Here is a 14083-nt window from a genome sequence, read left to right on the forward strand (position 1 = left end):
TTCAAACAACTAATTCATTAATAAAAATGTTTAAAACAGAAAATTACTATCGCGTCGATTGCTTGGGCGAAGCAGGAATTACAGAAACATGTCTCTTTAGCCTGCATAATTTAATCCAAACTCATGCAGATCTAAGTTACGCTCTCTTGCTTACTAGTGAACAGTCTCATACCTTTATAATCAAGGATAGCTCTGAAAATCATTACGTCATTCGGTCTGGCTTTACATCAGGTTATTCTGGTGAAAGACCAAAGGGTCTAGCAAAAGCATTAGCTTGTTTAAGCAAGCATCGAATTGAAACTTAAGAAATTCTATTATCCTTAAAGCTCCTTAATAGATTGAATAGCTCATCATTAAGTGATCAGGATATCGATTTTATTTTTCAACAAAAATCATTCGCCCTATTTGTCTGCATGATTATATTTATCCCTTCGAAAATGAAGCAGACCAAAATACAAAATCTAAGCGTTACTACCCTTTAGAACTACCCTATGCAATTATTGATGACCGATTTTTTGACCTCGCTTTACTGTTTAACCAACATCCCGACTCTACTTTAACAAAAGCTTATAAAAGACTTAAAGGCATTGTTCGTACATGTACTGGTATAAATGAGCATAGCACCAAACTATTTACACAAGTCTTTCAAGGTGAAAATGCTGTCTTTACATGGGACGTACCAGACAGTATAGAAATTAACGGGCTAGTAAATTTATTCACTGATACATACATGGCTTTTCGTAATACTCGTGCCCATCGCGAAAAAGATGAAAATGTAATTGAGAAATATCGAGAGTTCCTACTTATTAATGAATTATATCTACTAGACAATGAACCATCAAATACCTAAGTTTTTGAAACTATACTTCTTTTACTTAAGTCTATAACTATAACTTTTATCGTATCAATACTAGGCCAATCCTTGGCTATTCCCTGCCAATATCTATCCAACGTATCTTCAAGATATTCTAATCTGGTTAACTCCCCATTAATCTTCCATTTTTTTTCACACTCTTGTGCAACTAATAAAAATATTCCACAAGTAGCATTACTCTCCCGTAAATAATCCCCAACCAATTGATTTCTAAGTCGCTCGCATAACTTTGTACCTGTCCAAGATTTATCTAAGATTTTCAATTCTACAGGCACGGAGCTACTAACATTTGGGTGATGAAATTTAATGTCAGTTCTCTGATTATTCGCAAGTTCATATTCCTGTGAAATTGAATACTTACTATTAGACCTATTCTTCAACTCAGCCGAAATTAAATTTCTCATTTCCTCTTCTTCAGGTACTCGAATCCAAGTTCTAGCAGTACTATCATCACCATTTTCTAACCAATCTTTTAACTCTAAAATTTTTAAAAGTGCTAAGTCGAATAACATTTTATGAGACCTTGGATTAATATTTCGTGAGTTTTCTAACTCCAATACACTATCCAATTCAAATGGCTCTATATCTCCACAAGTTACAGCGATATTCGTAGCTAATTTGTTGAGCCATGACTTACGATCTAGGTCAACTTCAACACTTGCTAGCTCTTTCAGAGCATAATAACTTTCAGAACTTGGAGTATTTTGTAAAAGCTTAAAAAGTTCATCTCGAGCATCTTGAGCATGATCTCTCAAACCCGGACTATAAACACCAGTACCTGCTCTATGTATATCTTCTTCGTGTTTTATATATCTATTAACCAATGAATACAGTGCTTTGAGATTCTTGATTTTTTTATACTCATCTTTCCCTGCTCTGCCATTAATTGAATCTCTTTCGCCTAATAGATGACATACAAATATTTGGGCAGCAGATTTACTATCTTCCGGGTCTAAACTTTTCAACCAAGCTTCTAATTCAATGATACCAAATTCAGGATTACTATCTACCAATAAAGCAAGCCACCATGCCTTCTCTTTGACACTTTTTGCTTCATTAACTTTTTTCTTGGCTAATTCAAAATATCTCTCACTATCTAACTCAGAATTTAATAGAATTTGTAATAAATACTTAGCTGTATCATGATGGATATTTTTAGAATCACTTACAAACCATTGGTAAATTTTTGGTGCAATAGCTTTATGAATCCATGGGGCATAAAAAAGAAGATCATGAACAATATGATTGTAATTTTCCTTGTTGTTTGCACTTGATTGCTGAAGCTCCCAATGTACTTCTTTCATTACAGCATCAATCACATCATCAGGGAAAGCCTGATACAACCTCTCAAGCCATGTTGGAAAACCATTAAGTTCCCAACTTAAGTAACGTAAGGCATGTGACACTTCATCCCTAGTCAGATTATGAGGGAAATTTTGTTCTTCACTTGATTCTATTTCTAGTCCAGCCAGACCAAAAATGACTGCATAAGGAATAGAGCTTTTTCCTACACTGCCCTCTGAATATAAGCAAGGGGTATAGAGTCTCCAAAATTTTATAGCTGATTCACGATATGCAAACGAAACCTCTTCTCCAAACTCTGTCTTTAATTGATGCCAATTTGCATAACCATCTCGTTTAGTTGAAATCTCAGGATTTTTAAATTCTTGCATTAACCAATATATATCATGAGTTAAATCCCCCTTCAGAAAAGTAGGAGAATTTATCAAGCGCTGTGGATCATGCTGTAGAGCTTGCATCCATTGCTTTCTCAGAGTTGCTCTTTCATCTAATGTCCTCTCTGTTTCTTTTTTCCTATCTTGTTCTTTTCGCTCATACTTTAAAAAATTCTCATTTATAAATGGACTCACTAATTCCTTGAGTCGATTAGTAAGAACACAGTTTCCCTCAATAACTTGTTTTAAATTTTCAAACATCCAGCTAGGTTTATTCTCTCTTGTATAAATATAATAAGCTCTGTTCAGAACAATGAGTTTCTCTGCATCAGTCTGCTTTAGAGGAATAAATTGGAGTAAACTTTCAAAATTTCCACTATCAAATTGCCAAAATTGTCCATAATAACAATATTGCCAATCATCTGTTAATTCCTCATTTTTACTCTGCTTGTAATCTTGACGGGCTATTTCTATAGTTTTGCAATAGAGTGCCTCATTTAACTTCGCCCACTTTGGAATTAACTTACTTAAATTATTTTTTTCTTCGTTTTCATCATAATCGTTATAGTGGATTAATCGCTGGCCTTGTACTAAGAATTCAAGTACCGAGGGTTGAGACATAAATTGGCTATGCAAACTAATTAGTTCCTCAATAATCTTGTACGCTAACTTTAAACACCAACCATATTTCTCAGAAATTTTGCAATTTTCCTTATCAACATAAGGCTGTATATGCAAAAGGCCAATTAACCCTAATAAAAAATCAAATTTTAACTGCTCATTACACTTTTCTATTAATTTCTGTAAAGCTCTACTCAGTCCACTATATTCATATTTCTGATGTGTTTCTGAATTTTTCAATGAATCAATTACTAGACTTATAAATTCTACATCAGGTTGATCAATTTCACTGACTAGCTCTACTATCAGTCTACGCTCTAATATTTCTCCACTAGCATTCAAATCATTCCAAAGCTGCTTTCTTTGTTGTTCTGATCCACATGACATGACAGCTCTAGTTGCTATACGTCTTGCATACATACCATTAACTTGATCTAAAGCTATATCTATTAATGCAGGAACACACTTTTCAAGTTGACCTTGCCAAACCATACGACCTAAAAAGAATATAACATCTTCATTAGCTGAATATTTTTGTATAAGTTCCAGCACATTTTCTTCTAAATCTTTGTTTGATATTTTAGCTATAGAGTCATTATCCCTTACACTTCTGTTATCTAAGTTATTCGCTATTCTTTCTACAAAATTTACAAATATTTTTTTTCTAGCATCAAGTGTTAACTGCGAAGGGTCTCCACCTTCAAAAGCGATTTCAGGTTGGTTCTTCAAAACATAATCACATGTTTTTTGATCTTTTAAAATTATCCAAGGTAGAACACATCTTAACGTGGGCGTTACTATTCTTTCCCCAAATTGTTCTCTAAAGAATAGAGATTCTATTTCCAGACGATTATCTCCTTTCAGCAATTTTATAAACCATTGAGCTGCTAAAAACTCCCTAATATCCCTATGTCTAAAACGAACTGCGTCATAGACAATATCATTAAAAATGCCACAGCCTAATAAAACGAGAATTTCTTCAGGATTCCAATCTGGAAGAATTTCAATTGGATCTAAATTGTCAATATTCGGATTGGAGTTGGATACATTAATGTTAGCTTTACGAGTCAATATTACTGCAGCAGCTAAACGTTGAGCCCCATCTTGAAGTCTTTCTAGAGTTATATTTAAAATTTTTCTACCTCTAGTATGCCTGTCGGTTAACCTTTGTTTAATATTATGCTCAATTATCTCAGTTCTAGATCCTAAGACAGTGTCTTTGCGCCATTTATCAATAATATTATCCAAATCAAAAGGTCTTTCTGCCAATCCAAGAAGATCATAACTTTCAATCTGATTAAGAAGGCTTGGAATATTTTCAACTGATCTAATTTCACAAAAAAATTTAATATCATCAAGATTCAAAGGAGCAAGAGAAAAAACTTTTAGCGCACTTTTTACTTTTTCTTCCCTATTAGATTCATCCTTATCATCTATAATCCCGTAATATAATTCTTTATCTAAAAAGTTTTCGTCACTTTCAAATCCCCAACTATAAGGACGGCTTGAAATATAAATATGACATCTACGTGCAGCGGGCATAACTTTCTTTGCAAATTTTCTAATTGCTTTCTCAAATTGCTTTTGATCCTTTAAACGTGCTTCATCTACCGAATCTAAAAAAAACCATGCTGGATCAGCAGAGTCTAGCCATTCATCAAGCAGAGATTCATCTCCTACTTCAAATGCATCTACAAATTCACTATCAATATCTTCAATGCGAATAAAGAAAGAATATTTATCTTCCGCCTGAATCCTTTTTGCACATTCTTCAAATTCTATCGTTTTTCCTGCACCTGCTTCGGCCAAAATTACACATCTATACTCAGCTAACAAATCATCCCATGTTTTTTCCTCACAATATGCTGTAGTCAACGAATAATCCAAGTTAGCTACATCTAAATTTTGTTTAGGTGTTATTGGGGAAAATTTACGGTTTAGTTGAATATATTGACTCATAATTTATTCAGAAATTATTCTTAATTTATCAGTAGCATACCATTTTAAAAAAAAATAAGGGACAAAGCATCCCTTATTCTCGACTCGCCAACTTATTTTCAATCCACTGATGGATCTCATAAGCTGACCAACCGATACGGTTTTGCGTAATTTTAACTTTCTTTGGAAAAGTCGGATCGTAATACGGTGAGTTTTCATCCATCATTTCATAGATAGTAGAACGTGCAACACCTACAATTTCTACAACCTGCTTAATACTGATGAGTTGATTCATTTGAAAAGTTTGACCAACAAACGCATTCATGAGTTTACTCCTAATCATTCATGCGAGCGGTTATTCGCTCAAATGATACGCAGCTCCGTAAAAATTTAATCTGCTTAAACCTCAACAATCTTTCAATTCAAAGTTTGAACAGAACGCTGTAACTCATTCTGTAAATTCAAGTTTGTGGTTTTCTTTTGTTGAGCATCTTCGCTGCCTTCTTCAGATGGATAAAGCTCTTCAATGACGTCTAACCCATCACCTGAATCCATTTCAAAAACTGCATTTGCATAACCCTGTCTCGCCTTATGATCTAAAGCTTCCTGATTAAAACCACTAGATTTACTCTGTTGATCAATTTCTTTAGCAGTCTGTATAGCTTGCTTTAAATCAACTCCTTCACGCAAAGTTAAATCCACGTAATACACAGGCTGGCGATAGCTTTGGGTCGTGGATTTACCCCGAAGTGTAAGTTGCAATGGCAAGCATGAAAGTAAACCATTCGATGCTGCATGATAGTAGCTTAGTCGTGCGGCCAAGGTCCTTATACTGTTAAAGCCTGTGGTTCTAAAAATGAAGGTCCCAAGCTCATCCGACTCATCCAAGTTCACATGCAAACGCCCATAAGGCTTACAGTGCCCGCCTTGAGCCATTGAGCATAAATCAGGGGATGGGCATGGATGCTGCTCTACACCTTGATTAGTCAATCGCTGGCAAGTTTCACCATTGCCGACACAAACAGGTCGTCCAGTTTGACGGTCAAATAAGCTGTACTCTGCACGCAGATTCAGCTCAGGATCATTAAAGATCATCCGTACAGGAATTGAGCGGAGTTTTTGATTGGATGCTTTAGCCCGCAGCTGTTCATCTAACGGATGTTTGATCCAACCACTATCTTTACTTTGGATTTGACTGGTAATGGTGAATTGATCATCCTTTTCAGGCAGACGCTTGCCATTCTTTTCCACCATTCGGCCAATGCTGATTCGCCCTAAAATAGGCGGTGTGATTGCTAAGCCTTTAATCATGATATTCCTCTTTTTAACAATGAAATCGGCATAAAAAATCCCATGCTGTTTGGCATGGGATCGTTATGTCCTTAAATTGATTTGCTTGCGAATAGCAAAAGATTGATTTCATCTCATTCACCATCTGGATAAATATTGAAGCGTCTTGAACCTATTTTACTTTGCGGAAATTGGTTCAGATATTCAGGGTGCTTTTTAAGTAGTGCTTTGCTATCTAAGCTAATCGAGTCTTTGGCCTTTTTCCACGTGACTGAACCTGCTTTGAAAGTTGCGCGCTCAGCCTCCTGCATCTTGGCCTGCAGCTGGTGTTTCAGCAGATCGAATTGCTCTTGGTGCTTTTCAATTTGATTGCGTGCTTGAATCAGCTGCTCAAACTGTTGGTTGGCTTGATCATCTAACGAGAGATCGGTCGTACTTAGCGTCACATGCTCTGGATACAGTAATTGCAAAGCTTTGGCGGCCGATTCACTAGCATCTGCATCAGGCGGTGTATCCTTTTCCACGCACTCCCAGAAGTAACGCTCAGCATTCACGATATGCTGAATCACCGATTCTGAACGGGTCACTTTAAATATGCGGGTTTCATGTCCGCAGATCAGCACACAGATATGTGCTGCCTTCTTCCCCGTCACAGCCAGTTGATGCTGGACCTGACACAGTACATATAGAGGCACACCATCCCGCCAAAGCTTAGCACCATATTCCCCTGCGGTTTTACATTCTAGAACCTGCACATCTGCGTCACCCACTACAGAGTAATCTAAGTTTGCTAACATGAAATGCTTGTCTGGATCAGGATGCTGCAGCACAGCATTGACGCGGCGGACTTTATAGTTGGTATGCATGCTGTAATACTCAGCCACTAAGGGCTCTAAACGCTTGCCCCAATACAGCGGAGCATGGCCTTCGCTTTCATCTTCAATCGATTGCTTGATCCTTCCAGTCTTGATCATCCACAATTCCAGCATCGACATATAAGGGTTGAGCCCACAGGCTGCTGCGCAGTCACTGCTGCCGATGCCTTGCCTTCGCACTTCCAGCCATTCGGCCTGAGTCATATTTTTAGTCGCCATAAAACGTTTTGCGGTAAAATTTTTAGGAGCACGGAATACTTTAGGCTGTACATATGCTGCAGGTAGATTTGATAAATGATTCATTGTTAATTCCTCTAATTTAAATTTTGGGCATAAAAAAGCCGTGCCTAAAGACACGGCTTTAAGAGCTTGGTATTTGATTCATAAGTGAAGAAAAATATTTGGCCTTGTTCTGTAATATTTAGGTTAATTTATAAAAAGGAGAACTATTGATCTTAAGCAAGCATTCGCAGCGCCTGTTCGAGCCCACGCTGCTTCAACCCAGCACCTGCGCCAAACCATGCTGAATCGAGTCGGTGATCTTGACTCATAGCCCGGCGTTCATGATCGGCAAATTCTGTAATACTGCATAGCAAACCATAAGCGGTATCTTTAGCTGAACTCAGTTCTGCCCCACGGCCATGACCATTAAACATGGTCATGACTTTCGACATGGCACGTCCATTCGGCTCAGTCTTGTTTTCAGCTTTAGGGGCTGAATTAGCTTGGATAGCGACATTGCGGTAGAACTGAATAATACCTTCGTCCTGCTCATTCGGACTCAAGCTACTATTGTTAAACACGGCATCAAAATAAGCTGCTGCCTCACTTTGAGTGACTTTACGCTGGCTGAGCTGTTTCATTTCATACATATGTTCATCCCATGCCCGGACAGAAATTCCCAACTGCTGTTTAATCTTTTGGGCATCAAAACGAGTGCTGTGCGGGACTTTGACCACACCTGCACTGCTGTTCTGTCCTTTGAGAGCAATCGCTAAGGTGTTATTGCACACCACACGGATTGAAGTGAACTGTGCAGTTGTCGCTAGTGTTCCATCACAGCCCGTAGCCAATAAGATATAGCCATTACTGACATCTTTACCTTTGAGTGCTGCTGTCTGCCCGGTTTTAGCCAAAGCCCAGAATTTTTTTCCGCCTTTGAGTACCCCAGCTGTTTCCAATTCAAAACCCGATTGCTCTGTTAAGTCACGGTAAAACTCTAACACCTCTGCAGGCTGGACTTCCTGATAGCGCTGACTGACCACAGATAGAGGTGCATGGGTGTCCGAGCGGTAAAGTACGCGCTGTTCCTCGAAAGGCATGATGATGCTTTGCCCACGTTCATTTTGTGCCATGTAGCTGACGTTTGATGATTCAATACGCCAATCCATGCCTGCCTGTTTCGCCCAGACTTCAATCGGCTGATTTTGCGCGAGCTGATTGCCAAGACCGTGCCATGGGGTTTCACCGACATAAGCCATTTTTTCAATTAAATGTGCCATATACTTATTTCCTTTTAATTTTTACTGACTATTCAAATTAGGGGATTAAAAACAACTACCGTCTAAATTCCATCAAATCTAGTTAAAGTAGTGTCCGCACTCCAAACAATGGTGATGTACTTGCGGCTGAGATTCATCTTTCATATGGTTTTCGGAATGCTGCTCATGGATGTGTTTCAAGATGCAGGCTGCACAGCCAACTGCCCCACCGATTAAAGCCCCAAATACATAAATCATCGTACGCTGCCCCTTAATCAGTCGAGCGCTAGATGCACCCATCGCGGCATAATTCACAACGTTCTGAATCAGATTTTGAATAGGCGGCTTTAAAGACCTTGGCTGCTGAAATTCAATGGATGTAGAAAGTTGAGGGCCGACCATTTCAGTTTCGTCACCGCCACATGCAGGACAAATAATTAAATTCATCTTTATTTCCTTAAAGTTTAGACATAAAAAAGCCGAGTCCTTCATGGACTCGGCTTTTTGATTCATTGATTTTACTGTCTTAACCAATGAGATCGGCTAGTTAAAGCTATAGCTTACCGTTCCTTCAGTGGTTTCAATATCCACCTGTACCACATTGGCAAAACTGCATTTAGTGACTCTTAATCTAGCAAGTTGTCCCATCTGAAAATGCAATAGAAAGTTAAATCTTCGATCATGACCGATAAAGCTGCACTGCCCGTTATTGACTATGACATTCGTCACCTCTATCGGTTCAGCTGTATTAGAACGAATAGAAATCACTGGAGTACTCCACGAGTACAAACCCGCTTCATTTAACTCTACTGAAAACGTATCAGGATCAAGACTTGAACTGCAGCCTTGTAAAGTCAGTACAGATATAAATGCCAATACAGCAAAGCTCAGATTTTTGAATAAGTTGTTCATTATAAATTTCCCCTAAATCCTATATTTAGATATAGCCCTATAGGCATATGCCCCTCAAAGTTTACTGAGAAGAAATGCCCTCACATCTAGGTAATATGTATTTGAAATTGCTTTATTCTTTTAAATTTTGCGTGTTTCGCCAATACTGGCTACCCTTTACTGCAAACAGCTCTTAGACTTATCCCCACCTCAAGCATTCTTCATTGCAGAATCAATGTCTCCTGATTTTGCTTATGCGCTGGCATTACAACTGATGGGGCAAAAATCTCATTCATAGCTTTGTGTTTTATCTCAATTTGTGATCATGCTACGTTCACTGATCTTGTGACTAATCCCACATACTTCCCACCCGATCACCGGTTAACTTAATCAGCTAAGGAAAACTGGCATTCCATTACGTTAAATTAGGAATTATGGGAATAAATAGTGGTACATAAGCCTAAGTTCAATACTGTACGTATCGAAAGTCCCATCTATCCACTAGATTGAATACAGGGATCTATCTATTTTCATTGACTTGGATGAGCCCCAATCACCGTTTCTTGCCATTGAAGATTTTAAAACCACGTGTTGTGATACATATCTTATTCATCTGCTCATTTACGCTCGTCAGCGTATCAGGTAAGTCACTAAGATCATCCAATGGATTTTTAGGCTCAGGAAAGTTCAAAAGCCCATCTGGGTTATATCCAAAGGGATTACCCTGTGGTTTCTGTACTTCTTCATCTGGAATGTCAAATAAAATACCCATACCGTACGTAACATCTTGCCACAGTCTTAGAAGATCAATTGAATAGTCAATATCATCAGAATAAAAGACTGTTTGAAAGGTGAGGTAGAATCTAATCACGTAACAGTTTCGAGTTGTGTCGCGAATTAAGTGATAATAACTAAATATCACTTGTGAGCGAAACCATGGCAGGAATGTTAACTTCTTTTCAAATTCTCTAAATGATTGAATTACCTGATCGACTGATAGCAACAGTTCAGTACCTGCTGGATAACTCAGATAAAATTTTAAATCAGGCGCATCTACGCTCAATTTGCTGACTTCACAATAAAGGTCACGTAAATGATTAACTCTCTTCTCGTATTGCTCATTAGTTTGATTTAAAGTCTCATGGAAACCAGTAGTTACAAATAACAGTTTCAATTTACTTAAAATATGCTCAGCTAGCCATTTCGCAGTATGTTTGGCTGTTGGATTAAAATAATGCTGACGCGAATCGATTTGCTGTAAGACGGTAAAATAGGCGTTTCTGAATTGTGTCACCCAGAAACTGCAATCTGAATCTCGATGATGAAACATCAGCTCATTCCACTCTCGAAAGTACTCTAGTAATACTTGAGCCGTTTCTTCAATGATTTTCTGAATATGTTCATCATGAGTCATGGGCGGGATGGGTGAACCAAATCGCACTTGAGTAAAGAAGTTGTGTATATCTTGCTCTAAACGTGGTGCAGTCTGGTGTTCAATGTAGGTAATGTCCATGGAGAGTCCTATAAAGTGATATTTTTCATAGAACTGTCCACTCCATATTTTTTTACAGTTAAATGACGATTGGCTCATCCAATAAATCATCTACATCTTGTTCAGACCAAATTCCTACTTCTGCTGATATTGGATGATTGATCTTGTACTTACGACCATGCTCGCGGTAAATTCCTTTAAAGAAAGTTCTTTTATTCGATGGCTTAATCAACATCCTCTGCATGAACTTTTCAGGCTGAGTGAGATAACGGGCAACATTCAAAGCATTCCGCTCTTCTAAAGACTGATAACGATGAATCATGCCTATCCCTAATAAGCCTCGATCAGCGTATTGTTTTTTCTTTTCAGGGGTATTGTTATTGAGTCCGTAACCTAAGCCTTGAGTGATCTTTTGCCACTTTTGAATCACTTCATCAGCCAAGTACCAATCCTTACAACGCTCAGAACCGTTGTAGATCAGCATTAAATGTGCATGGTAGCCTTTTGTAACACCCTGCTCTAATGCCAGCCCATAACCCAAAAGATACTTAAAACAGCCATTCTTATCTTTCAATAAATTACGCACTGACTCAATATGGTTATAGAAATCCTGCACCGTAATATTTGACATAGATACTTTTAAATATCCCAAATCAACACGCACAATCAAGACTTTATAATGATCTTTAAGAATCCTCTGCACATAAGCTAGAAAACTCTTTTGGTTATCAGTTTCCTGCCCTTCAAACATTCGAATTTCATCTAGGTATAGAGACCTATGACGTCTCAACTGATTTCGAAGATTAGATACTTCTCTATATCGTAACTGTGTCAGATATTCGTCAATCCCTAAATCACCTCGACCAGCGTCAACTAAGCGCACCATTTCTTTAAACGCGCCAATCAAAGTACAGTATTCAATATCCGCCTGGTCAAAAACCTTAAATGCAGGAATCAATTTGCACAGGTGATAAATGAACGATGTATCACATAGCTCAATATTCAATAAGTAATCAACAAAGTTAGTCACTGCATTCATTACTGCAGCTTGATGAGAGAGATCGTATTGCAACATCTGAAGATTCCTTAGTTATGTTTGATGCATAACTAAGGAGTTACAGTTATTTATTATGTATGTGTGATCTACACTGTTGATATCTATGATCTGTATAAGTAAATAGATTTATAATTAGTTTATTAATTAATAATATTATTTACCGACTTAGTCTACAAACCAACTGGAACAAAACTAATCTGTATATAAGGTAGTGTACTTTTCGCTCACAACATTCATGCAATTTTACTCAAATATCCATTTACGAGAGTTAAGGCAGAAATTAGCTTTTATAGCAAAAAATCAATCAAAGTGATCCATTTCTACACATTGATTACTAATTAATCCAAACTCTACTTGTTTATTAATATCTAAGTCTATTTGCTTGATACTTGACTTATAGGCCTTAACAATTTCAAATGTCGACGATTTCGGCATTTTAAGTTCGGCAAACATAGTATCAGCATAATCAATAAGATATAGCTCATCCTGTTTAAGGCTATGATCAGGGTTAAAGTAAATTTTATAAGTAGCAAACTCATCAGCACAACCTAATGGTACTACCCTGCTGAAATCATTCAGACCAATCACCTCAACCAAAACATCGAAAACGAGTCGTAACTCACTTTGATACGCATATTGTACAAGTAAGGACATTATTTCCTGCTTTAGTTGGTTTTGTGCCTCCATGATTTCCGATAGCCTTATCTGATGTGTGGCAGCTTTTCTTTCTACTTGTTCTGTAATCTCAACCTTTTTAAACAATTTCATTATCTTAGATTTTATGTTAGCAGGAACCATTTGACTCTGAGGCGGATAGATGACTGGAGCCATATTAGGATAATGAGATGCTAGATAGCGAAAGATATAATCCAGTCTTTTGAAATTTAGTTCGATTGTATTAAGGGATAGCTTTTTTTTATTTGCAACATATCCACGTGATAGATGAAATTCTTGGTGAAATCCTGTATTCCAGTGACTCGCGGCTTGTAACAAATGTGGAATAGAACTTTCATCTGATTGAAAAATACCAACATTTGCTGCTTGATCTGACTCTATAAAAAAATTGTGAATAAACTCCAATTGTTCAAAATTGACAGTGGGTTCATCAGGACTCCATGTATTTAATGCTTCTAGAAGCCTAGTTAACACAGGTGTCTGTTGAGGATGATTGAAAATTATGAATCTTCCATAAATTCTCCTCTTTCCCCAAATCGCATGAGAAAGATTGAGAAAATAGATTGAGGAAACAAAATTTAAATAGCCATTGTTCAATGTTCCATCAATTTTTGACCGTAAGATTCCCTGTTTAAACAAATAGGTCATACAACGCAATAAAGCAAACCTGCTTAAACCGGTATAACTTGTTAACTCATGCGTTCCTGCGCCCTGAACAACACCATCTCGATCACTCAAAAGAACAAGGTTAACCAATACTAACCATTGCTTATAATCCATCGCCAATAATTGTTGACTATTCTTTTGTTTATGACTGATTTTGATCTGAAATAGCTTTTCGAACAAATGAAGTAAAAATTCTCTTTTGGGATGATTAAGAAGGCTTTGAATTCTACTCTTTATTTTTTTTTGCAAATTTAGCTGTTTTAGATACTCCCGATTCACTCTAATGTGATGATGCCCATCAGCAACAAGTATAAATTTTTTTAATAGTTCACTAAATGCTTCTTCCAACTTTAAATGATGAATGTCAATTTTTAGAGCAATTTTCTTGATGTCTTTCTTCTGAAATCGCTTATATCCAAAAGTCAAAAATAGGCGAAAAAAAACGATTCTCTCGAATGGCGACAGTGTTAGTTCAAGTCGTTGCAGGTATATTAAAGACAAGCATGATAAAAAATTATATTTGTTCATTATTTATACTAAAAATACA

At 37.3% G+C, this 14083-nt stretch carries 10 protein-coding genes and 1 pseudogene; 1 reads left to right on the forward strand and 10 read right to left on the reverse strand.

The window, feature by feature from the left end; genetic code table 11:
- The first annotated feature begins 26 nt into the window (after positions 1-26).
- Positions 27-850, forward strand: a pseudogene (locus FTU62_RS04510) (TIGR02391 family protein).
- On the opposite strand, the gene FTU62_RS04515 reads toward FTU62_RS04510, so the two are convergent.
- The 10 genes from FTU62_RS04515 to FTU62_RS04560 all read right to left on the reverse strand — a co-directional run bounded on the left by FTU62_RS04515 (position 847) and on the right by FTU62_RS04560 (position 14064).
- On the reverse strand, positions 847-5130 hold the full coding sequence (locus FTU62_RS04515; RefSeq protein WP_180101946.1) for an NACHT domain-containing NTPase: 4284 nt from the start codon (positions 5128-5130) through the stop codon (positions 847-849). The pseudogene FTU62_RS04510 and the gene FTU62_RS04515 overlap by 4 nt on opposite strands.
- A gap of 73 nt (positions 5131-5203) precedes the next feature.
- On the reverse strand, positions 5204-5434 hold the full coding sequence (locus tag FTU62_RS04520) for an AlpA family transcriptional regulator (protein ID WP_086213506.1): 231 nt from the start codon (positions 5432-5434) through the stop codon (positions 5204-5206).
- Between the two features lie 92 nt (positions 5435-5526).
- Positions 5527-6420, reverse strand: coding sequence for a hydrolase or metal-binding protein (locus FTU62_RS04525; protein WP_180101947.1), 894 nt, complete (start codon positions 6418-6420; stop codon positions 5527-5529).
- A gap of 113 nt (positions 6421-6533) precedes the next feature.
- Complete coding sequence (locus FTU62_RS04530) at positions 6534-7577, reverse strand: YqaJ viral recombinase family protein (protein WP_180101948.1); 1044 nt, start codon at positions 7575-7577, stop codon at positions 6534-6536.
- A 152-nt stretch (positions 7578-7729) separates the two neighbouring features.
- Positions 7730-8776: a DUF932 domain-containing protein gene (locus tag FTU62_RS04535; RefSeq protein WP_180101949.1), complete on the reverse strand. Its 1047-nt coding sequence runs from the start codon at positions 8774-8776 to the stop codon at positions 7730-7732.
- Positions 8777-8854: 78 nt separating this feature from the next.
- Positions 8855-9202, reverse strand: a complete 348-nt coding sequence (locus tag FTU62_RS04540; RefSeq protein WP_180101950.1) for a hypothetical protein — start codon at positions 9200-9202, stop codon at positions 8855-8857.
- Between the two features lie 96 nt (positions 9203-9298).
- Positions 9299-9667 carry a hypothetical protein gene (locus FTU62_RS04545; protein WP_180101951.1) on the reverse strand — a complete coding sequence of 123 codons (369 nt, stop codon included), beginning with the start codon at positions 9665-9667 and terminating at the stop codon, positions 9299-9301.
- A gap of 532 nt (positions 9668-10199) precedes the next feature.
- A complete protein-coding gene (locus tag FTU62_RS04550; protein ID WP_180101952.1) occupies positions 10200-11159 on the reverse strand; it encodes a hypothetical protein in 960 nt (319 codons plus the stop codon).
- Positions 11160-11217: 58 nt separating this feature from the next.
- Positions 11218-12213, reverse strand: a complete 996-nt coding sequence (locus tag FTU62_RS04555) for an inovirus Gp2 family protein (RefSeq protein WP_257223061.1) — start codon at positions 12211-12213, stop codon at positions 11218-11220.
- Positions 12214-12495: 282 nt separating this feature from the next.
- Positions 12496-14064: a hypothetical protein gene (locus FTU62_RS04560; protein WP_180101953.1), complete on the reverse strand. Its 1569-nt coding sequence runs from the start codon at positions 14062-14064 to the stop codon at positions 12496-12498.
- Positions 14065-14083 lie beyond the last annotated feature (19 nt).

Source organism: Acinetobacter sp. YH12126, assembly GCF_013418745.1.
In the GTDB taxonomy this organism is placed as follows: Bacteria; Pseudomonadota; Gammaproteobacteria; order Pseudomonadales; family Moraxellaceae; genus Acinetobacter; species Acinetobacter amyesii.